This is a genomic window from Microbulbifer maximicatervae (SeqCode) (assembly GCF_052466985.1).
The window spans coordinates 3863745-3884356 of the sequence record NZ_CP174298.1; the positions used below are offsets into that span (position 1 = coordinate 3863745).

At 52.6% G+C, this 20612-nt stretch carries 19 protein-coding genes; 12 read left to right on the forward strand and 7 right to left on the reverse strand.

The window, feature by feature from the left end; all coding sequences use genetic code 11:
- Positions 1-12: 12 nt before the first annotated feature.
- Positions 13-1314 (reverse strand): cation:proton antiporter, encoded by a 1302-nt coding sequence (locus ACJJI3_RS17045; protein WP_282930598.1) that lies wholly within the window; start codon positions 1312-1314, stop codon positions 13-15.
- A 519-nt stretch (positions 1315-1833) separates the two neighbouring features.
- On the opposite strand from ACJJI3_RS17045, the gene ACJJI3_RS17050 reads away from it, so the two are divergent.
- Positions 1834-2229, forward strand: a complete 396-nt coding sequence (locus tag ACJJI3_RS17050) for a DoxX family protein (protein ID WP_282930599.1) — start codon at positions 1834-1836, stop codon at positions 2227-2229.
- A 114-nt stretch (positions 2230-2343) separates the two neighbouring features.
- Positions 2344-2949 carry a glutathione transferase GstA gene (gene gstA / locus ACJJI3_RS17055; protein ID WP_444940379.1) on the forward strand — a complete coding sequence of 202 codons (606 nt, stop codon included), beginning with the start codon at positions 2344-2346 and terminating at the stop codon, positions 2947-2949.
- Between the two features lie 10 nt (positions 2950-2959).
- Here the strand turns inward: gstA and ACJJI3_RS17060 are convergent, their stop codons facing one another.
- Positions 2960-4219 (reverse strand): multidrug effflux MFS transporter, encoded by a 1260-nt coding sequence (locus ACJJI3_RS17060; protein ID WP_282930601.1) that lies wholly within the window; start codon positions 4217-4219, stop codon positions 2960-2962.
- 117 nt (positions 4220-4336) lie between these two features.
- A complete protein-coding gene (hexR, locus tag ACJJI3_RS17065; protein WP_282930602.1) occupies positions 4337-5191 on the reverse strand; it encodes a transcriptional regulator HexR in 855 nt (284 codons plus the stop codon).
- Between the two features lie 139 nt (positions 5192-5330).
- On the opposite strand from hexR, the gene uvrD reads away from it, so the two are divergent.
- A complete protein-coding gene (gene uvrD, locus ACJJI3_RS17070) occupies positions 5331-7535 on the forward strand; it encodes a DNA helicase II (protein WP_282930603.1) in 2205 nt (734 codons plus the stop codon).
- A 232-nt stretch (positions 7536-7767) separates the two neighbouring features.
- Complete coding sequence (locus ACJJI3_RS17075) at positions 7768-8901, forward strand: TRAP transporter substrate-binding protein (RefSeq protein ID WP_282930604.1); 1134 nt, start codon at positions 7768-7770, stop codon at positions 8899-8901.
- A gap of 69 nt (positions 8902-8970) precedes the next feature.
- Here the strand turns inward: ACJJI3_RS17075 and ACJJI3_RS17080 are convergent, their stop codons facing one another.
- From ACJJI3_RS17080 to ACJJI3_RS17090, 3 genes are all read right to left on the reverse strand, one after another.
- Entirely contained in the window at positions 8971-9360 is a 390-nt protein-coding gene (locus tag ACJJI3_RS17080; RefSeq protein ID WP_108735392.1) for an acyl-CoA thioesterase, read from the reverse strand.
- 187 nt (positions 9361-9547) lie between these two features.
- Entirely contained in the window at positions 9548-10909 is a 1362-nt protein-coding gene (locus ACJJI3_RS17085) for a TRAP transporter large permease (protein WP_282930605.1), read from the reverse strand.
- Positions 10906-11478, reverse strand: coding sequence for a TRAP transporter small permease subunit (locus tag ACJJI3_RS17090; protein ID WP_413663844.1), 573 nt, complete (start codon positions 11476-11478; stop codon positions 10906-10908). The genes ACJJI3_RS17085 and ACJJI3_RS17090 overlap by 4 nt, the downstream gene beginning before the upstream one ends.
- A 183-nt stretch (positions 11479-11661) precedes the next feature.
- Here ACJJI3_RS17090 and ACJJI3_RS17095 point away from each other — a divergent pair, with 183 nt between their 5' ends.
- The 7 genes from ACJJI3_RS17095 to ACJJI3_RS17125 all read left to right on the forward strand — a co-directional run bounded on the left by ACJJI3_RS17095 (position 11662) and on the right by ACJJI3_RS17125 (position 18664).
- The gene (locus ACJJI3_RS17095) at positions 11662-12714 is read left to right on the forward strand and encodes a PstS family phosphate ABC transporter substrate-binding protein (protein ID WP_444940380.1); all 1053 of its coding nucleotides are present in this window, start codon (positions 11662-11664) and stop codon (positions 12712-12714) included.
- 162 nt (positions 12715-12876) lie between these two features.
- Complete coding sequence (gene pstC / locus ACJJI3_RS17100) at positions 12877-14256, forward strand: phosphate ABC transporter permease subunit PstC (protein WP_444892394.1); 1380 nt, start codon at positions 12877-12879, stop codon at positions 14254-14256.
- Positions 14249-15535 carry a phosphate ABC transporter permease PstA gene (gene pstA / locus ACJJI3_RS17105; protein ID WP_282930609.1) on the forward strand — a complete coding sequence of 429 codons (1287 nt, stop codon included), beginning with the start codon at positions 14249-14251 and terminating at the stop codon, positions 15533-15535. The genes pstC and pstA overlap by 8 nt, the downstream gene beginning before the upstream one ends.
- Positions 15536-15637: 102 nt before the next feature.
- A complete protein-coding gene (gene pstB / locus ACJJI3_RS17110; RefSeq protein ID WP_282934617.1) occupies positions 15638-16447 on the forward strand; it encodes a phosphate ABC transporter ATP-binding protein PstB in 810 nt (269 codons plus the stop codon).
- A 23-nt stretch (positions 16448-16470) separates the two neighbouring features.
- Positions 16471-17172 carry a phosphate signaling complex protein PhoU gene (phoU, locus tag ACJJI3_RS17115; protein ID WP_282930610.1) on the forward strand — a complete coding sequence of 234 codons (702 nt, stop codon included), beginning with the start codon at positions 16471-16473 and terminating at the stop codon, positions 17170-17172.
- A gap of 85 nt (positions 17173-17257) precedes the next feature.
- Positions 17258-17572, forward strand: coding sequence for an antibiotic biosynthesis monooxygenase family protein (locus tag ACJJI3_RS17120; RefSeq protein ID WP_444940381.1), 315 nt, complete (start codon positions 17258-17260; stop codon positions 17570-17572).
- Between the two features lie 288 nt (positions 17573-17860).
- Entirely contained in the window at positions 17861-18664 is an 804-nt protein-coding gene (locus ACJJI3_RS17125) for a putative porin (RefSeq protein ID WP_444940382.1), read from the forward strand.
- 90 nt (positions 18665-18754) lie between these two features.
- Here ACJJI3_RS17125 and ACJJI3_RS17130 read toward each other — a convergent pair whose 3' ends face one another.
- Entirely contained in the window at positions 18755-20041 is a 1287-nt protein-coding gene (locus ACJJI3_RS17130) for a M48 family metalloprotease (RefSeq protein WP_444940383.1), read from the reverse strand.
- Positions 20042-20113: 72 nt separating this feature from the next.
- Here ACJJI3_RS17130 and ACJJI3_RS17135 point away from each other — a divergent pair, with 72 nt between their 5' ends.
- Positions 20114-20593: a DUF4265 domain-containing protein gene (locus tag ACJJI3_RS17135; protein WP_282930616.1), complete on the forward strand. Its 480-nt coding sequence runs from the start codon at positions 20114-20116 to the stop codon at positions 20591-20593.
- Positions 20594-20612 lie beyond the last annotated feature (19 nt).

The window sequence follows — 20612 nt, forward strand, 5'->3', positions numbered from 1 at the left end:
TAATCGTTATCGCTATTTGGCTGTCGGTTGCTGGGGCTCGTCGCGTTCGGGCTCAGAAAACTCCCGGCTGCGACGAATCAATGGCGCTATGGTAGAGCCCTGTACGACGATAGAAAAGAGCACCACGCCATAGGTCATGACCACCCACAGGTAGCGAAGGTCCTGTCCCTGGACGAAGGCACTGCCGGCGGGAATCGACATCGCCAGCGCCAATGCCAGACCACCTTTCAACCCTCCCCAGATCAAAATCCGGTTGGTATAGGGGTGGTACTTGCGGCGACTTTTTAAATACAGGAAGGGTATGCCGACAGCGAAAACTCGGGCGGTGAGAACAATGACAATGCCCACTGCCATCAGTAGGTAGTCGGAGGGGCGCAGGTCGATAGTAATCAGGAACAGGCCCACCAGCAGGAAGAGCAAACCGTTGAGGAAGTCCTCGGTGATGCTCCAGAAATTATCCAGCTCGTGTTGGCTCACCCGGGAAAAGCCGCGCTCGCGGGTAAAGTTGCCAATAATAATGCCACTCACCACCATTGCCAGGGCGCCGGAGACCCCGAGCACATTGGCCAGGGAAAAACCGGCAGTGGGAATAACCATGGTCAGCATCAATTCCAGGCTGTGATCATTGGTACAACAAATAGCCCAGTGGAAAACGCCACCAATGATCAGTCCCAGCAATATGCCCCCCAGTGCCTCGATAGCGAATAGCTCAGCCACTGCCGGTACTGTAGGTTGGCCGCCTTCGAAAGCGAGTGCGTAAATCACCGCGAAGATCACGATACCGAAGCCATCGTTGAACAGGGACTCACCTTCCACCTGAATGGAAACCTGCTCCGGGGCTTTCAGGTTTTTCATTATTGCCAGTACGGCGATAGGATCGGTGGGAGAGATCAATGCACCAAATAACAGGCAGTAAACAAAAGCCACCGGCATATTGATCAGCATCAGGAACCAGTAAAGAAGGGCCCCGACCACAAAGGTGGAAATGAGGGTACCGACAATGGCGAGAAGACCGATCTCCAGTTTCTGGTTGCGCAGCTCCAACAGATCGATATGCAAACTGCCGGCAAAAAGCAGAAACCCGAGCATTCCCTTGAGCAGAATATCCTCAAGGTTGAGGAGCGGCAGAAGCTGATCTGCCCAGGTGCGCAACTCTACCACCCCCAACTTGCCGAGGGCGGTGACCAATAGTGATAAGGCCAGGGCACCGGCGGTAATAGCGATCGTGGTTTGGGCGCGCAATACGTATTGGTTCAAGAAACCCAGAAAAACTGATACGGCGGCAAGAAAACAAAAGGTGTAATAAACTTCCATGCCGTGTGTGGACTCCAGCGCTGAAATATTCTCGGATGGTTTAATGCCATTTTGGGGAGCGCCCCGGCGGCAATTTATATGATGGTGAGTGTGCCGTTATTGTAGTCGTGCAGAGGCTGCTCGATTTCCCTTGGAGTGGATCTAGGGCAACAGGATTACACCGGGGCGGGCCGCGCGGGCACAAGCGGCCAACTCCCTTTTATATGGGCGCGCAATTGTAGCGGCTCTAGGGCGCCAGACAACTGCATTTTTCAGTTTTGCGCTCAAACGGATCGACTTCCCCTACCCACTAAAATTCATTAATGCCTTAGCTTTTTAAACATTACTTCATTACTTACTAACTGCCAATTAGTAGATTCCTACTGACTATTGAAAATAAAAAGGATGATTGTCACGCCAATCTAGTAGTTTTTATCCCTCCTGAGTAAAGGCAGCTACCGACTATCTCATGAATTTTTACGACAGTGTCTACACTGGTTGATAGTCCATACCCATAAATGCGCAATTGAGGAAGTAGTAGTGAAGCATTCGATATTGTGCGACACCTCTAAGCTGATCGGTCGGGTACTGATGTCGCTGATCTTTATATTTGCCGGCTGGAATAAAATTGGCGGCTACGAAATGACAGAGGCCTTTATGGTTTCCATGGGGATACCCGGCTTCATTTTGCCCCTGGTCATCGTTATAGAGTTGGTGGGAGGACTCGCGGTGTTACTGGGGATATTCACCCGGATATCTGCTTTTGTTCTTTTCCTGTTCTGTCTCGCTTCGGCCTTCCTGGTACACCTATCCCCTGGTGATGCAACAGAAATGACCAGCTTTATGAAAAATATCACGATTGCCGGCGGTTTCCTGATTCTTACCTGTGCCGGTGCCGGTCGCTTTAGCCTGGACCATTGGATACGCGGTAAGTAGATTTCAGCAACAGTTGTATAGAGGAATTCAAGCCAATTGCAATCGTGCTTCATTGGGGAGAAATAAGCCGGGCCTATACTGCTGGGATATAGGTAATGACTCTACAGGATTACCATGAAGCTTTTTTATGCACCGGGTGTTTGCTCTCTATCGCCTCATATTGTTGCTTGTGAAGCAGGGATCAATCTGGGCCTGCAAAAGGTCAATCTAAAAACCCACGAGCTGGAAAACGGCGACGACTTTACAAGGATTAGTCCTAAAGGGTACGTGCCGGCACTGCAACTGGAAGGCGGAGAAGTACTGACAGAAGGTCCGGCAATCGTCCAGTTTTTGGCGGAACAAAAGCCCGACGCGCAACTGGCGCCACCAGTGGGCACCCTGGCCCATTACCGGCTTCTCGAGTGGCTCAACTTCCTCAGTGCTGAAGTCCACAAGCTATTTAAACCACTGTTCTGGCATGGTACAGAAGAGGAGCAGGAGGGTTCCCGGGTTAGGCTTATCCGCTGGTTTGACTATATCGAAGGGCAGCTTGATAAAGACTACTTAATGGGAGACGGTTTCACGGTTGCCGATGCCTACCTGTATGTTCTCTCTCGCTGGCTGAAACATCAGCAGTTTGATATGCCCCGGTGGCCCCGGCTTCAAGCATTCCAAAAGAGAATGGAAGGAAGGCCCGCAGTGCAGCGGGCGCTTCAGGAGGAAAGTTTAGAACCGGTGTAAAGAGCTGCCGTTAACGCGGGGTAAAGCGCCGGGTTGCAGGGATATCGGACTCGATCGGTTGGCGAACCTTCGCGACGAATAGTGCAGAGAGTAGTGCCACAAAAGCACAGCCCGCCATAGATCCTGCAATAGGTGTCAGGGTTCCGGTGTGCAGGCTGCTCGCCAGTCCACCCAGTATCCCCCCGGTAATAAACAGAGCGGCGCCGTATAGCGCGTTGGCACTACCGCTGATTTTGGGGAAGAACTCCAAATAACAGGCGGCGGCATTGGGGCCGGTAATACCGATACAGCTCATCACCAGTACCAGGGGAATCATCCACAGGGTAAGTTCTTTGACTCCTGTCATAGTTCCCAGCAGCAGCAGGCCGCAACCCAATAGCTGCAACACAATACCCGCCAGCAGGATATTGCGCGGCTCAAAAAAGTTCAGTAGGCGGATATTCACCTGAACCATGCAAATTAGCCCGAGTACGCAGATACCAAAAAACAGTGGGAACTGATTCGCGCTAACACCGAAGTAATCCATAAACACAAAGGGCGCGGTGGTGATGTAGATAAACATCGAACCGCTGACACAGGCCTGTGCAATCAGGAACCCAATAGCGCGGGGATTGCGCAAAACCTGGCCGTAGCTGCCCACGAGAGACTTTAGCGGCATCATCTGGCGGCGTGCGCGGGTAAAGCGGGAGACGGTCTCCGGTAACAGCAACTGTACTAGTACGAGCATTGCCAAAGCGTACAGTAACAAAAAGACGAATATACTCTGCCAGCCGCCAACGGCTAGTAGTGCGGAGCCGATCACCGGGGCGATCAGTGGTGCAATCAGCATGATGGTGCTAATCAGGGAAATAATTTTTGCCGCCTCACGGCCACTGTGTAGGTCGCGCACAATTGCAGCACATATTACTGTGGCAAAGCCGCCGCCAACTGCCTGGCAGAAGCGCAGGATAATCAGTTGGTCTACATGGTCGGTAAACAGGACTAACAGGGAGCTGGCTATATAGATACTGAGGCCGATGGTTCCTACAAGGCGCCGTCCCCAGCGATCTGATAATGGTCCGCCAAACAGTTGTCCGAGGGCAAAGCCCAGCAGAAAACTGGACACTGAGTACTGCATCCGCTCGACTTCTGTATCCAGGGCCGCCGCCATCGCCGGAATGGCCGGCAGGTAGCTGTCGATGGAAAAAGGTGTCAGAGAAACGAGTGCGGCCAGCCACACCACTAGCCAGCGCGGGGCTTTCTCGTCCGGGTTAGAAGCGATGGATGTCATTATGTTGCTCAGGTACAGCCTGGAAGGATCTTCCCGGCAAAGCCCAATTGGCGGGAAATGGCTTTGGTAGAAACGGGCGGGCACATTGTCCCTTGCCCGCTTTGGATATCAGGGAGTTTAGTGCTTGTCTTCCCGCAATGTGTACAGTCCCTGTTTCAGTTTCAACAGGTGCTCCTGTAGCTGAGGACCTTTGCGCTGGGCTACGCCGATAGCGAGGACATCGATTACCACCAGATGAGCGATGCGCGAGGACAGCGGCGTATAGATCTCAATATCCTCTTCTACATCCACTTCCAGTGGGATGCTGGCTTGCTGTGCCACCGGCGAGCCGCTGGGTGCCAAACCAACCACCAGAGCGCCCTGCTCTTTTGCCATGCTCATGGAGCGAAGTAACGCCTTGGTGCGACCGCTCTGGGAGATAGCTACTACTACATCCCCCGCTTGCATGGACATGGCCGACATATTCTGGATGTGGTGGTCCGAGTGAGCAGCGGTGGCTAACTGTAGGCGGAAGAACTTGTGCTGGGCATCGGCGGCGACGGCACCGGAGGCGCCAAAACCGAAGAATTCCACCCGCTTGGAAGCGGCCATCGCAGTGACAGCGGCCTCGAGGGCACGGTCGTCAATTCTATCGCGGACTTTCAGCAGGGTATCCACCGTGGAGTCGAAAACCTTGCGCTTGTATTCGGCAATGGTATCCGTTTCCGTAACCGCAATCTGGCCGAAGCTGGGGCTGGAAGCCAGCTGCTGCGCCAGGTTCAGCTTGAACTCCTGGAATCCGGAGCAGCCCACGGCGCGACAAAAGCGCACCACGGTAGGTTCACTCACCTGGGCTTCAGTAGCCAGGTCGACGATGCGCATATGAATGATTTCATCGGGGTTGGCGAGAATATACTCCGCCACCTTGCGCTCTGATTTGCGCATGGATGACAGTTGTTCACTGATTCGTTGCGTTACTTCCGCCGGTTTCACAGGACTTCCTTCTCTATGCCAGATGGCGCAGTTTAGCCGCTGTGCCCTCCGCTGGCGAGCGACATTACATTGTCAGGCAGGGCAAAATCCTGTTTATTTACACAGGTCTTGTGCATCAGCTCTGGTACAATCTTCGCCCATGGACGTATCTCAGATTTTAGACCCCCTCAACGACGCCCAGCGCGAAGCAGTAGCTGCCGCGCCCGGCAATCAATTGGTTCTGGCCGGTGCCGGCTCGGGCAAGACCCGGGTGCTGGTACACCGCATCGCCTGGCTGATGCAGGTGGAGGGCGCCTCGCCCTACTCCATTATGGCGGTAACCTTTACCAACAAGGCGGCCCGCGAGATGCGCGCCCGTATCGAAGAACTGCTGGGGGTGAATACCTTTGGCATGTGGGTGGGCACCTTCCACGGCCTGGCTCACCGCCTGCTCAAAGCTCACTGGCAAGAAGCCAAGTTGCCGCAGAATTTCCAGATCCTGGATTCCGACGACCAGCTTCGCCTGATCAAGCGGGTACAGGCAGATCTTGGGCTGGATGATAAAAAGTGGTCACCGCGGGAAACTCAGTGGTGGATTGGCGCGCAGAAAGATGAAGGTCTGCGGCCGCAATATATCAATGCCGGCGCGGATCCCTGGTTGCAGACCATGGTGCGAATCTATTTCGCCTATGAAGAGGCCTGTCAGCGCGGTGGATTGGTGGATTTCGGCGAGCTGCTGCTGCGCGCCCACGAGCTCTGGCTAAATAACGACGCTATTCTGGCCCACTACCGCCGGCGTTTTCCCCATATCCTGGTGGATGAGTTCCAGGACACCAACACGATTCAATATGCCTGGTTGCGCCTACTTGCCGGTGAGCAGTGCCATATCACCGCCGTGGGTGACGATGACCAGTCCATCTACGGTTGGCGCGGTGCCAAGATCGAGAATATCCAGCACTTTTCCACAGATTTACGAGAAGTGCAGACGGTGCGACTGGAGCAGAACTACAGATCCACCTCCACCATTCTGAACGCGGCCAATGCGGTGATCGCCAATAACAGTGGTCGCTTGGGCAAAGAGTTGTGGACCAAGGGTGAAGAGGGTGAGCCCATCGCCGTCTACGCGGCCTACAACGAACAGGATGAATCGCGCTTTATTGTCGAGCGAATCAATGACTGGGTGCGCGACGGTAATCGCCGCGACAGCATCGCCATCCTCTACCGTTCCAATGCCCAATCCCGGGTACTTGAAGAGGGGCTTTTGCGCGAGCAGGTTCCCTACCGTATCTATGGCGGCCAGCGCTTCTACGAGCGCCTGGAAATCAAGAATGCCCTGTCTTATTTACGCCTGATTACCAACCGCGATGATGATACTGCGTTTGAACGGGTAGTGAATACGCCCACCCGTGGCATCGGCGCGCGCACTGTAGAGATGGTCCGCTCTTATGCTCGGGAGCAGGGCTGCTCCCTGTGGCAGGCGGCCAAGCTGATGTTGCAGCAGCGGGTATTGGCTGCTCGCGCCGGCAATGCCCTGCAGAGCTTCCTGGACCTGATTAACCAGCTGGCAGCGAATGCAGAAGATAAAGAGTTGGATGCTATTGCTGAGGATGTGATCGAAAACAGCGGTTTGTTGGAGTTTCACGGCAAAGAGAAAGGCGAGAAAGGTCAAACACGGGTGGAGAACTTGCAGGAACTGGTCACTGCCTGTCGCGGCTTTACCGGTGCAGGTCTGCCCGAGGGAGAGGAAGATGAGGAGGAAATCCCGCTTCTTAACCAGTTCCTCGACAGCGCTGCCCTCGATGCCGGTGAAGGTCAGGCGGATGAGTTTGAGGATGCCGTCCAGCTGATGACCCTGCACTCCGCCAAAGGCTTGGAGTTTCCCCTGGTATTTATGGCGGGTGTGGAGGAAAACCTGTTCCCCCACAAGATGTCGGCGCAGGAGCCCGGCCGCATGGAGGAGGAGAGACGCCTCTGCTACGTGGGTATCACCCGCGCCATGCGCAAGCTATACATTACCTACGCGGAAAACCGGCGTCTGTTTGGCAGTGAAACCTATAACAGCCCTTCCCGCTTTATCGGCGAAATTCCACCTAATTTGGTGCAAGAAGTGCGCCTGAAGACCGAAATTTCCCGTCCTCTCTATCAGGCGGACTACGGCAAGGTAGGCCAGTTTTCCGACCCGGCGCCAGACTTCGATGATTTGCCCCCGCTGGTCCTGGGCGGGCGAGTGGACCATGCCAAGTTTGGTGAAGGAACTGTCATTGAGTTTGAGGGAACGGGTCCTCGAATGCGGGTGCTGGTTAATTTTGACGATGTTGGCGACAAGAGGCTGATACTTTCAATGGCCAAGTTGCAGCCGCTTTAAGTGATGGCTTGAGCTGACACTAAGCATTAAATACTGAGTGCCGGAGCATGTCGGTACTGAGAGGCATGCAGAATTGAAAGTTAGATAGTGGTGAATGGATTCCAGCGATAGCGGGAATCCATCCAAAATACCAGGGTCAGATCACAGAGGACTTCCCCTGAAGACCTAAGTTGGCGACCAAAGCGTCTGCCGATAATTTGTACAATACAAAAATAACGATAAATTAGTAGCAATGAAAAAACTCAATTGGTACCCGGCCATCATTCTCGGGCTCTTAGCCCTGCTCGCCATTACCTTCGCCGCCCTGGTAGCTTCCCGTGCAGCGATGGGCCCTGCCCAGCACTTTTCCGCAGAGGGCAATAAAGAGCTGTTCGAGTGGAAATTAGTTACTACCTGGCCCAAGAATTTCCCTGGCCTCGGCAGTGCGCCGGAGCGTTTTGCCAAGAAAGTCGAGGCGATGTCAGCCGGGCGTCTCAGGATCAAAGTGTACGGTGCCGGTGAGTTGGTACCTGCCCTGGGCGTATTTGGTGCTGTATCGGAAGGCGCGGCGCAAATGGGACACGGCGCGGCCTATTACTGGAAAGGCAAGGTGCCTGCAGCCCAGTTTTTTACTGCGGTGCCTTTTGGCTTGAATGCCCAGGAAATGAATGGTTGGTTGCATCACGGCGGTGGTCTCGAACTCTGGGAGGAGATCTACGAGCCCTTTAACCTGATTCCACTTGCGGGGGGCTCCACCGGTGTACAGATGGCCGGCTGGTTCAACAAACCTATCAAGTCGGTGAAGGATTTACAGGGTCTTAAGATGCGTATTCCCGGCCTGGGCGGAGAGGTTTTAAACCGCGCCGGTGGCACGGCGGTGACCATTCCCGGTGGAGAACTCTACACCGCCCTACAGACTGGAGTGATCGATGCTACCGAATGGGTGGGCCCCTACAACGATCTCGCTTTTGGTTTCCACCAGGTTGCCGAATATTACTACTACCCCGGGTGGCATGAGCCGGGTTCTATCCTGGAATTTATCGTCAATAAAAAGGCGTTCGAAAAACTGCCCACCGATTTGCAGGAAATAGTGCGAGTCGCCGCCCGTGAAGCCAACCAGGATATGCTCGACGAATACACGGCACGCAATAACCGGGCCCTCAAGGAGCTGGTAGAAGAGCACGGGGTAAAAGTGGAGCGCTTGCCGGAAGATGTTCTGTCTCACCTGAAGAAGATCAACAACGAAATCATGCAGGAGACGGCGCAGCGGGACCCGGAGTTTGCCCGTGTTTACAAAGCCTTTAAGGAATTTGAACGGGATGTGAAGCCCTACCACGAGATCAGTGAAGAAGCTTACTACCAAGCGCGAGAAGTAAAAGAAGATTAGCGCCCATCTACTAGGCAAATGAAGGTGCCGGCTGTGTTGCTCTACAGCCGGGGAACCCAATATCTACAGTCAGGGCAGCGGCCTGGTACGGCCGGCATCGTCAATAGCGACAAATACAAACTCACCCTCGGTGACCTTGACCTGCTCACCAGAATCCACCCGCGTCAGCCAAACCTCGACCATGGTGCGAATCGAGGAGCGCCCTTCTTCAATGGCTTCTGCATAACAGCTGACGGTTGAGCCAACCGGAACCGGGCGCAGGAAAACCATACTGCCCACTGCAACGGTTGTGACACGGCCGCGCGCCATGGTTTGTGCGAGAATGGCGCCAGCGAGGTCCATCTGCGACATCAGCCAACCGGCAAAAACATCCCCCTGCGGATTGGTATCGCGGGGCATAGCCAGGGTTTGCAGGGTTAGCGTGCCTGTGGGTTGCGGATCTTCATCGAGAGCTGACAGTGCGGACATCGGGTACTCACAGATTGTTAGAGTTATTGGTTTCCACTACTGGAATGGTGGCGCATTCTAGCACAATTTGGCCAGTAATTGACCAGAATAAATTTCGGCCTTTAGTCGACCGTAGACGCGTTTTTGGCCGTTGGTGCTGCCTCTCAGCCCTGGACGGCTCTCTACATGACGCAGATCACTATTGCTGAACCACCCCCGGCAACCAAGTGGCCAGGGCCGGCCATATCGCCAGCAGGCAGAGCAGTAAAAGTTGAATGGCAATAAAAGGTGCTACCCCGCGATAGATGGCCGATGTCGCGACAGAACTGGGGGCCACCCCGCGCAGGTAAAAGAGGGCAAACCCAAATGGAGGCGTTAGGAAAGAGGTTTGCAAATTGATGGCAATCATAATGCCGAGCCACACCGGATCGACGCCCATTGCCAGCAGTACCGGGCCCACAATTGGTACCACTACAAAGGTGATCTCGATAAAGTCGAGGATAAAGCCCAGCAGGAAGATTACCAGCATCACCAACAGGGTCGCGCCGATTACCCCTCCGGGCAAGCTGTGGAAAAATCCTGTCACCAATTCTTCACCGTTGTAACCGCGAAATACCAGAGAAAATAATGAAGCGCCAATCAATATGGCGAAAACCATTGCCGAGACCTGAAGTGTACTGCGGCCGATTTCCCCGGCGCGCTTAAAGCTTAGTGCTCCGCGACTGGATGCCAGTAACGCCGCCCCCAGTGCGCCGACGGCGGCCGCTTCTGTAGGGGTGGCAGCGCCAACGATGATTGATCCGAGCACAATCAGCATTAAGGCAATCGGGGGCAAAAGACTGCGAAGCAGCTGGGCCTTATCCACTTCTGGAGGCTCGCTGGTCTCTGTGGGTTTGGGGCGACGGGCGATAAATAATAGATAAATGATATAGGCGGCCACCAGCAGTAAGCCGGGAATAATTGCCCCCACAAACAGATCCCCCACGCTGACCGGCTTGGGATTAAAAATGCCCGCAGATAGCTGTGCCTGTTGGTAGGCATTGGAGAGGGTGTCACCCAACAGAACCAAGGCAATAGAGGGAGGGATAATTTGCCCGAGGGTACCAGTGGCGCAGATAGTGCCGGTAGCCAGTTTGGGGGAGTAGCCATTTTTTAACATGGTGGGCAGTGACATCAGCCCCATGGTGACTACAGTTGCACCGACGATGCCAGTACTGGCGGCGAGCAGCGCGCCCACTACCACTACGGAAATGGCGAGTCCCGAGGGAGCCCCCATAAAGGCTTTGCTCAGATTAACCAACAAATCCTCGGCAATCTTGGCTCGCTCCAGTATTACCCCCATCAGCACAAATAGCGGAACGGCAACCAGAGTGCCGTTTTGCATAATGCCGTAGAGGCGATCGGGGAAAGCGCGCAGCAACTCAGCATCAAATACGCCATACACAATACCCAGGCCCGCTGATAGCAGGGCGGTACCCGCGAGGGTAAAAGCTACTGGGTAGCCGAACATAAGCAGAGCGCAGACGGCTGCAAACATCAGAAAGGGGATTAGCTCAATCACACTTCGGCCCCTTCTACCTGCTTCAGTACTGCTTTTGACGACGACATTGGAATGGACTGTTGTTGGGGCAGCATCAATTGCACCAGCGCGCGAATAAACTGGGCCAGCCCCGCCAGAGCCAAGGTGACCGCAGACAGAGGAATCAAGCTCTTCAGTAAAAATACCCCGGGCAGGCCGCCGGCGTTCGCACTGTCTTCAAAAACTGACCAGCTATTCAGTACAAAGTGCCAGCTGCTTATAAATAGAAAGACGCAAAGCGGTAAGAGAAATATCAGATAGCCAATTGCATTGATCCAGGCTTTGGCCCTGGCGCTCATCTTGCGGTAGAAGACATCCACCCGCACATGGGCATCGGTCTGTAACGCATAGGCCAGCCCCAGCATAAAGGCGGCACCGTGCAGGTAAATCACGGATTCCTGTAGGGCGATAGAACCGGTATTGAAGCCGTGGCGCATCACCACAACACAGCTTTGTAACAGGACCATGGCCCAGGTGAACCAGGACAGCAGTTGCCCGGTATGACTGGTCAGGCGCTCGAGTGCCTGCGCGCTGCACAGCAGAAAACGCATGGGGGCTTCTCTCTTTACATCTTATTGTTATTTATGTTGCTCGAAGGTTAACCCTTTGCCCGCTCTCATGCCAGCAGGGTAAAAATACAGCTGTAACCTTTTTGTAATCTTTTATTCATAGAATCGTCACCCGTTGTTCCTAGCATCGCCGCGTGAAATAAAAACACTCATCGGAGTTACACAATGAACAAGCAAATTCTGGCGACTTCTCTGGCAGCCCTGACCCTGGCAACTTCACAGGTTGCTATGGCAGCGCGCGATTACATTAGTGTTGTAGGTTCCTCTACTGTTTACCCGTTTACTACGACTGTGGCGGAGCGTTTTAGCCGCGCAACCCAGTTTAAAACTCCAGTCGTTGAGTCCACTGGTACTGGTGGTGGCATGAAGTTGTTCTGCCAGGGTGTTGGAGAAAGCACTGCGGATATCACCGGTGCCTCCCGTCGCATCAAGCAATCCGAACTGGAAATGTGTAACAGCAACGGTGTTGATGTTGTTGAAGTACAGATCGGTTACGACGGCATCGTTCTTGCAAATGCTAAGAAAGCGGCTCCCTTTAAGCTGACTCGTAAGGACATCTTTCTGGCCCTGGCTAAGGAAGTTCCTAACCCAGACGGTTCTGAAACTCTGGTAGCCAACCCCTACAAGACCTGGAAGGACGTAAACCCAGCTCTGCCCAACACCAAAATCGAAGTTTTGGGTCCGCCCCCCACTTCCGGTACTCGCGATGCTTTTGCCGAGCTGGCAATGGAAGGTGGCTGTAAGAAGTTTGGCTGGATCAAAGCCATGAAGAAAACAGACAAGAACGCTTACAAAGCGATCTGTCACAACGTTCGTGAAGACGGCGCTTATGTTGAAGCCGGTGAGAACGACAACCTGATCGTGAACAAGCTGGTTGCCAACCCCAACGCCCTGGGTATCTTCGGCTTTAGTTTCCTCGACCAGAATGCTGACAAGGTACAGGGCTCCCTGATCGAAGATCAGGCCCCTACTTTCGACTCCATCGCTGACCAGAGCTACCCGGTTTCCCGTCCGCTGTTTATCTACGTTAAGAAGCAGCACGCTGACGTGGTTCCCGGTGTTAAGCAGTTCCTGGCTGAATTCACCAATGAGCGCGCTTGGGGTGAAGATGGCTACCTGGCTGACAAAGGTATGATTCCTCTACCTACCGAGAAGCGTCAAAAGATTGCTACTGATGTGCGCAAGCTGAACGCACTGAGTAATCTCGCAGCCAAGTAAAAAAATTCTGGAGTTGTACTGTCAAAGGGAATTGACGGCCAAGCTCGAAAGGGCTTGGCCGTTCTTTATAAGAAGACTCACAAATTGTCGTCCCCCCTGTGATGGAACGCGGGGATAAAGTCTGGATAATGCCAGCGACGATATTTTTAGTACGGTAATTCAATGCAAACCCCCACACTGTTCGCACTTTTGCTGCTCCTGATATTAGTGGCCTACGGCACTGGCTTTCGCCGTGCAGTGAACGCTGCTCGCAGTCTTGGCGGCGTTCGCAATCTGGCCGCCCTGCCCAGTTACTACGGATTACTCACCGCCCTTTGGTGTGGTTTGCCAGCACTGATATTACTCTGTGGCTGGTTGGTATTTGACGATTCGATCATCCGTGCGATGGTCATGAATAGTATTGCCGATAAGCCGGAGAGCATCTCCGGGCAGAACCTTCTCTACGCGCAGATCCAGAATCTCGCGGCGGGCCACCTGATAGGTGAAAAGTCCCCACAATTGCAGAGTGCTGCGGACTACCTCAGTCAGTTGCGTTCCAGTTCCAATAATTTACAGGCCTTCCTGAGTTTGGTGTTGGCCAGCGGCCTTGCCGCTTTTGCACTGCTGCGCTTTTCTCCCAAGCTGCGCGCTCGCGAAAAAGTTGAAAAAGTGCTGCGCACGGTGCTGATTGCCTGTGCCAGCGCCGCGATTCTAACCACTGTCGGTATTTTGTTATCGGTATTGTTTGAATCCCTGCGTTTCTTCCAGTCCGTGCCGGTGAGTGAATTTCTGTTTGGATTGCACTGGAGCCCACAGATGGCCCTGCGCGCAGACCAGGTGGGATCGAGCGGTGCTTTTGGTGCTGTCCCGCTGTTTACCGGAACCCTGATGGTGTCCGCGATCGCCATGTTTGTGGCGGTACCTGTGGGATTGATGGCGGCTATTTATCTGGCGGAGTACGCCAGTAAGCGCGTGCGTTCCCTGGCCAAGCCAGTACTCGAAATTCTCGCCGGTGTACCCACCGTGGTATACGGCTTTTTTGCTGCCTTAACCGTTGCTCCATTTATTCGCGAGTTGGCCACCTCTATGGGCCTACAGGCCTCCAGTGAAAGCGCACTGGCCGCTGGCCTGGTGATGGGAATCATGATCATTCCCTTTGTTTCCTCTCTGTCCGATGACGTGATCAATGCGGTGCCCCAGTCCCTTCGCGATGGTGCCCTGGGCTTGGGTTCCACCCAGTCCGAGACGGTGCGCAAAGTTGTGATTCCTGCGGCACTACCCGGCATCGTTGGCGGTGTATTGTTGGCGGTTTCCCGCGCAATTGGTGAAACCATGATTGTGGTGATGGCCGCCGGACTCGCGGCGAACCTCACCGCAAACCCGCTCGAATCGGTCACGACTGTGACGGTGCAGATTGTGACTCTGTTGGTTGGCGACCAGGAATTTGACAGTCCCAAGACCCTCGCCGCTTTTGCTTTGGGCCTGATGTTGTTTATCTCCACTTTGGTGCTGAACTTTATTGCCTTGCACGTAGTGAAAAAATACCGGGAGCAGTATGACTGATCTTACTCAGGCGCAGGTTCGCGAGCGCATAGAAAAAAGCCTCGCCAGCCGTCATCGCAAAGAAAAGCTGTTTCGTGGGTTGGGTATCGGCAGTATTGCCTTTGGTGTACTCGCCGTACTGATTTTGTTCACTGACATTATCAGCAAAGGCAGTGGTGCCTTTGTGCAGACAGCTATCCAACTGGAGGTGCACTACGACGAGCAGGTTCTGGGCATCGATAAGGTCGATGATGAAAGTCTGACCTGGGCAAACTTCACCGGTGTTATTCGTCAGTCCCTGCGCGAACGCTTTCCCACTGTGACTGGTCGCAGTGACAAGCGCGAGCTCTACAGCCTGGTCTCCTCCGGAGCACCTTTTACCCTGCGCGATCGCTTAGCTGCGAATCCGGAACTGTTGGGTAAATCCGAGAAAGTCTGGCTGTCAGTCGATGACGATGTGGATACTTTCGTCAAAAGCCTGAAGGACTCCAAAGAGGGATTCCGTGGTCGTACCTCGGACCAGAAGGCCGGTTGGATTGAACAGCTGTTGGACAGCGGTGAACTGAAGAAGCGGTTCAATACCATCTTCTTTACCAATGGCGACTCCCGTGAACCAGAGCAGGCGGGCATCCGCGCAGCCTTGATGGGCTCCCTGTTTACCCTGTTGGTAACTCTCGCACTGTCATTCCCTATCGGTGTGGCGGCGGCGATTTACTTGGAAGAGTATGCGCCCAAAAACCGTTGGACCGATTTGATTGAGGTGAATATCAATAACCTCGCGGCAGTGCCTTCTATTGTTTTCGGTCTTTTGGGCCTGGCGATATTTATTAATTTCTTTGAGTTGCCGCGTTCGGCACCCCTGGTAGGGGGCTTGGTACTGACGCTGATGACCTTGCCCACGATTATTATTTCCAGCCGCGCGGCTTTGAAGGCGGTGCCACCCTCAATTCGCGAGGCGGCAATGGGTATGGGGGCTTCACGTATGCAGGTGGTTTTCCACCATGTGCTGCCCCTGGCGATGCCGGGTATGTTGACCGGCGCGATTATCGGTATGGCCCAGGCCCTCGGTGAGACGGCGCCCCTATTGATGATTGGTATGGTCGCTTTTATTGTCGACGTACCTGCTGGGGTAACCGACCCGGCCACCGTGCTGCCTGTGCAGATTTTCTTGTGGGCAGACAGCCCGGAGCGCGCCTTTGTCGAGCGCACCTCCGCAGCCATTATGGTGTTGCTGAGTGTGTTGATTGTGATGAATACCAGCGCGGTATTGCTGCGCAAGAAACTTGAGCGCCGCTGGTAACAGAGCGCGGATTATCAGAAAGCGGGATATTATATGAGTACCATGACCCTGGATGCCGCCAGCCAAACTGATGCGGCGCAATCCGATGTTGCGGGTAGGCAAATGATGAATGATCGGGCTGATGTTAGAGAAACAGTTGGCCAACCCTTCTGTGACACCGCCAAGTTGCGTATGCGCAATGTGAATGTTTTCTATGGTGAAACCCAGGCGATCCACTCGGTCGGCCTCGATATTGGAAAAAATGAAGTGGTTGCCATGATCGGCCCTTCCGGCTGTGGTAAGTCGACGTTTTTGCGTTGCCTCAACCGCATGAATGACACCATTGAAGGTTGTCGCGTCGAGGGCGAGTTAAGTCTGGATGGTGACCCCATCTATGGCCCCAAAGTGGATGTGGTACCCCTGCGCGCCCGCGTCGGTATGGTATTCCAGAAACCAAACCCTTTTCCCAAGTCCATATACGAGAATGTGGCCTACGGCCCAAAAATCCACGGTATTGCCAGCCGCCGTGCCGATCTGGATGAGATCGTAGAAAACAGCCTGCGCCGCGCCGGTCTGTGGAATGAGGTTAAAGATCGTTTGGACAAGCCGGGCACGGGTCTGTCCGGTGGTCAGCAGCAGCGTCTGTGTATCGCCCGCGCAATTGCGGTGAGTCCGGAAGTGATCCTGATGGATGAGCCCTGCTCTGCCCTGGACCCAATTGCGACGGCGCGAATCGAAGAGCTGATTGATGAGCTGCGCCAGAACTACACTATCGCAATCGTTACTCACTCGATGCAGCAGGCTGCGCGGGTGAGTCAGCGTACGGCTTACTTCCATTTGGGGCATTTGGTGGAAGTTAACGATACTGAAACGGTGTTCACCAACCCCGAGCACGAACTCACTGAAGCCTATATCACTGGCCGCTTCGGCTAAGGTTCCTGCTCGGAGGGAAAACTATGGAAATGCATTTCGATCAACATATCTCACGCCAATTTAATGAAGACCTGGAAAGCCTAAAGACAGAGATGCTGGAAATGGGCGGCATGGTCGCCCGCCAGGTTGCCGATGCGGTTGATGCCTTGGCTAATGCTGACAGTGAGTTGGCCGAAGAAGTGCTGCGTATTGAAGAAGTCATCGATAAGAGTGAGATGGCCCTGGATGAGCACGCCACGCTAATTATAGCCAAGCGCCAACCGGCGGCATCCGATCTCCGTATGGTGCTGTCTGTCATTCGAATTGCCCGCGACCTGGAGCGAATTGGAGATGAGGCGAGCAAGATTGCCAAGATGGCCATAGCGCTGACAGATGAAGGTACGTCGCCGCGCGGGTATACCGAAATCCGTCATATTGCCAATGCTGTGCGCAAAATGCTCAATGACGCCCTGGATGCCTATACTCGTTTCGATGTGCAGTCGGCTCTGCAAACTCTTGCTGAGGATCAGCAGGTTGATATGGATTACCGTACGGCCGTACGTGAACTGGTAACTTACATGATGGAGGACCCGCGCAGTATTTCCCGGGTCATTAATGTGTTGTGGACCCTGCGCTCACTGGAGCGGATCGGTGACCATGCGAAGAATATTTGTGAACAGGTTGTTTACTTGGTGGAGGGTGCTGATATCCGGCACGGGCACCAGGAAAATCTGCGCAAGTCCTAAAGGGTTTTGCTAATTTAAAAAGGCCGCCTAGTGCGGCCTTTTTTTTTACGGAAAACTATTTGTTAGTCGTTAGGTAATACAGAGCATGAAATTTATCTTCGAGGTTCATCTACAAAATGGGTTTAAAGCTGAGGATTATGCCGATGCCTGGATGCGCGCTTCTGAGATTATCCAGCGCTCCCCGGGAGCGATGGGCACAGAGCTTCATCAAAAAATTGATGACCCCAATGTATTGATAGCCATTGCTAGCTGGCGATGTAAAAAAGATCGGGATGCTATGCAAGCTGAGCACAGTAAAAAAATTGATGAAATCATTGCCAGCGTGGCCCCTTTTGTAAAAATTAATCCAATAGGGGAGTTTTATGACCCGCAATGGGTCGTAAATATTAATAGTGATTGATGTTAATCAATTGAACCTGAACGCAGCCTGAATAAATATATGTTCGAATAAAAAATAAAATTTTTTATTTTATTGTTTTTAGCTGGAATTTATTTATTTGGTACATTACAGCCAATTACAGCATTTGTTTTTTCTTGTTGATACATTTTTTGTCGAAAAAAATATTCGCTTTACCGAAAATTTGGCTCTAATTGCTTATCGTGTAATTTGCTGTCGTTGCGCACCAAAAAACTTTTGCTACAATCCGCAGCCCAATTTGGATCGCTACGTTAACGAAGGATTTATCAAATGAGATTCAAGCTTGCTGCTCTTCCCCTGATGCTTGTTGCCACTACTGCTGGTGCCGAGGAATATAACTCTATTACTAAAGCTACCTACTCTGATATCGAAGTTGGTAGTGTTGATGCTGATCGATTTAATCTCGATACGACTTATTATTTCGGTGCTAAGGAAACCCTTGGTCCTCTGAAAGAGTTTGAGTATATCAATAAGGTTAGCAATGTATCTGCTGGATATTCTCACTACAATGTATCGAGCTATGATTCAGACGCTTTTGCCGTGGGCGGTGAATATTTTGCCTCCAATGGGATTGTACTGGGTGCAAGCGTATACGACCTTGGAGATGAGAATCTTGACTCATTGTCAGTAGGTTATCTGTTTAACCCCAATTTCCTGATTACTCTGAATCATGTTGATGATGATAGTGACAATGAGTTTTCAGTAAATGCTCGTTACAACCATCAGTTAAATTCTACTGATTACATTGGTTTCAACCTGTTTGTAGATGAAGAGTTTGATACTCGCTCATTGTCCTCCAAGTATTTCACTCATTTGGGCGGCGATCAGTACTTGACAGCAGAGCTGGCTTATACCAATTATGACGAAGGTGATGATTACTGGCGGCTTGCTACCGAGTACTTCTTTACTAAGCGTACTTCTGTAGGGTTTAGCTTTGATGAGGATGAAAATTATTGGTTGGGTACGACCCACTTCTTCAGCAATAATGTTGCTGTTGACGCAGGTTATGTATCCAATACTGATAGTGATATAGATTACGATGCTTTTCAGCTCGGCTTGACAGTTCAGCTGTAATTTGACATAGAAAAAGGGCTATCGTTGATAGCCCTTTTTATGTCCATAGGCTTCTGAGAAAATAGGCAAATAAAATTTCTTGCCTAAAATTTAACCTTTGCCGGCTATCGCCTTAATTCTATTTTGCGCCATGGCGCCAATTTCCCCTCCCGCACTTGCCGCTTCCTGATAATGTTTGTAAGCACTTTGCTTTTTTCCCTGCCTTTCGTAAGTTTGACCGAGATAATAGTGGGCATAAGCCGTCTCTAAATACCGCAAGGATCTGTTTAAATCGCCTTCCGCAGAATTATAGTTTTTCAATTTAAGGTTAGTAGTTCCCCGCTTTAGCCAATACGAAAATAGCGCCGGATTCTTTTGAATGGCACTATCGTATGCCTTTCGGGCATTTTTATATTGTTTCTTTTGGCTGAGTAAATCGCCTTCTAGCGCAAAAAAGGCAGCTTCTTTGGGTTGCTGTTTTTGAGCTTTTCTTACCAGCGTTAGTGCAGAATTGAACTTTTTATTATTGGCTGCAGCAACCGCATCGTCGTAATTCTTGTAGGCATCGGCATCGCGCTTTAATTGCGCTATGGCTTTTTGATAGGCGGCCCGGTTGGTGATTCCCCCTTTGGGGAGAAATTGACTGTGATTGATATTAGCGCTGACACGGGATTGGGAAGGGGGGTGGCTGGCAAAGAGTGCTTCCAGTCCACCAGTTTGCCGCCCCTCCGACAGTTCAACAAATTTTCTTTGCAGGCGTACGGCCCCCTGGGGGTCATATCCCGCAGCGGCCATATATTTCATGCCGTACTGATCTGACTCTAACTCATTGCCGCGACTGTAGCGGGCAATATAGGCGGAGCCCCCCAGTTGAGTTCCGGTGGAGATCAAGTCAGAGTAGCCAGAGTCCTGGGTGGCAGCTCCCACAATTGCCAGGCCTGCGCCCAGTAATTGTTGTTGGGACATCGCAGTTGCGGAATGTCGCGCAGCAGCATGAACTATCTCATGGCTCAGTACGGCGGCGAGCTCAGCTTCGTCATCGAGTAGTACCAGCAGGCCTCGATTGATGGCAATTTTGCCGCCGGGCAGGGCCCAAGCGTTGGGAACCGAATTGTTCAGAACCACAAACTCGTAAGGTAGCTGGGGGCGGTCTGAGGCCCGCGCCAGCTTTTGGCCAACCTGATTGATGTAGTTTTGCAGGGCCGGATCAATGGTGTATTGGCCGCCCTGTTGCTGTTGGTTGGCAGCATAGTGCTGTTGCCCCAGTTGAACCTCCTGCTGCGGAGATATCAGCGAAACCTGTTTCTCACCGGTGACTGGATTGACAACGCATCCTCCGAGAATCGTGGTTGTCCAAAACGCGACACATGCCGTAAGCGCTTGGGTACGCGAGATCATTGCCTCCCTCCCTGTATAATGTTGAGTCATTAGAATGGTTACTCATTGTACACAGTACGGGAACTGAGGTTTATGACGGCACTTCAAGTCATTGAGTTATTTGCGGGCAACAACCCCGAAGGTGAGCCCGTGGTGGAACGGCTACAGGTTCGTGTGAGCGAGGATGATAGCTGCCAATTGGTGCGATCCCCTGTCTTTATTAAGGGAATCGCCAGTGGGGATTACATTAAGGTCGATAAAGACACCCAGCAATTTGAGTTGGTAAAGCGCTCGGGGAATTTGGCGGTGCGTATTTTTTGTCGCGGCGATAGCACGGAACTGTCTGATAAGTTGACCCCACAGCTGGAGAAGCTCGGGGGCGATTTGGATCTGGAGGCTCCGCGCGTATTGGTCTACAGCATTCATGTCAGTTGTGGATTCGATAAGATTGAGGAGATCCTCAACAGTGCCTGCGATGGGGCTAACAGCGTTTGGTATTACGGCAATGTTTATGACCCTAAGGACGGGCAGACTCCACTCAATTGGTGGCAGGACGTCCTAAAGCCAGAGTAAACATCCGCGATATATTTGG

Bases quoted from the DNA above. Each gene is read 5' to 3' on its own strand.
- ACJJI3_RS17130 (WP_444940383.1), bottom strand. From the start codon at position 20,041: ATGATCTCGCGTACCCAAGCGCTTACGGCATGTGTCGCGTTTTGGACA.
- uvrD (WP_282930603.1), top strand. From the start codon at position 5,331: ATGGACGTATCTCAGATTTTAGACCCCCTCAACGACGCCCAGCGCGAA.
- gstA (WP_444940379.1), top strand. From the start codon at position 2,344: ATGAAGCTTTTTTATGCACCGGGTGTTTGCTCTCTATCGCCTCATATT.
- ACJJI3_RS17090 (WP_413663844.1), bottom strand. From the start codon at position 11,478: ATGCGTTTTCTGCTGTGCAGCGCGCAGGCACTCGAGCGCCTGACCAGT.
- pstA (WP_282930609.1), top strand. From the start codon at position 14,249: ATGACTGATCTTACTCAGGCGCAGGTTCGCGAGCGCATAGAAAAAAGC.
- ACJJI3_RS17135 (WP_282930616.1), top strand. From the start codon at position 20,114: ATGACGGCACTTCAAGTCATTGAGTTATTTGCGGGCAACAACCCCGAA.
- ACJJI3_RS17125 (WP_444940382.1), top strand. From the start codon at position 17,861: ATGAGATTCAAGCTTGCTGCTCTTCCCCTGATGCTTGTTGCCACTACT.
- pstB (WP_282934617.1), top strand. From the start codon at position 15,638: ATGATGAATGATCGGGCTGATGTTAGAGAAACAGTTGGCCAACCCTTC.
- ACJJI3_RS17045 (WP_282930598.1), bottom strand. From the start codon at position 1,314: ATGGAAGTTTATTACACCTTTTGTTTTCTTGCCGCCGTATCAGTTTTT.
- ACJJI3_RS17095 (WP_444940380.1), top strand. From the start codon at position 11,662: ATGAACAAGCAAATTCTGGCGACTTCTCTGGCAGCCCTGACCCTGGCA.
- pstC (WP_444892394.1), top strand. From the start codon at position 12,877: ATGCAAACCCCCACACTGTTCGCACTTTTGCTGCTCCTGATATTAGTG.
- phoU (WP_282930610.1), top strand. From the start codon at position 16,471: ATGGAAATGCATTTCGATCAACATATCTCACGCCAATTTAATGAAGAC.
- ACJJI3_RS17060 (WP_282930601.1), bottom strand. From the start codon at position 4,219: ATGACATCCATCGCTTCTAACCCGGACGAGAAAGCCCCGCGCTGGCTA.
- ACJJI3_RS17075 (WP_282930604.1), top strand. From the start codon at position 7,768: ATGAAAAAACTCAATTGGTACCCGGCCATCATTCTCGGGCTCTTAGCC.
- ACJJI3_RS17120 (WP_444940381.1), top strand. From the start codon at position 17,258: ATGAAATTTATCTTCGAGGTTCATCTACAAAATGGGTTTAAAGCTGAG.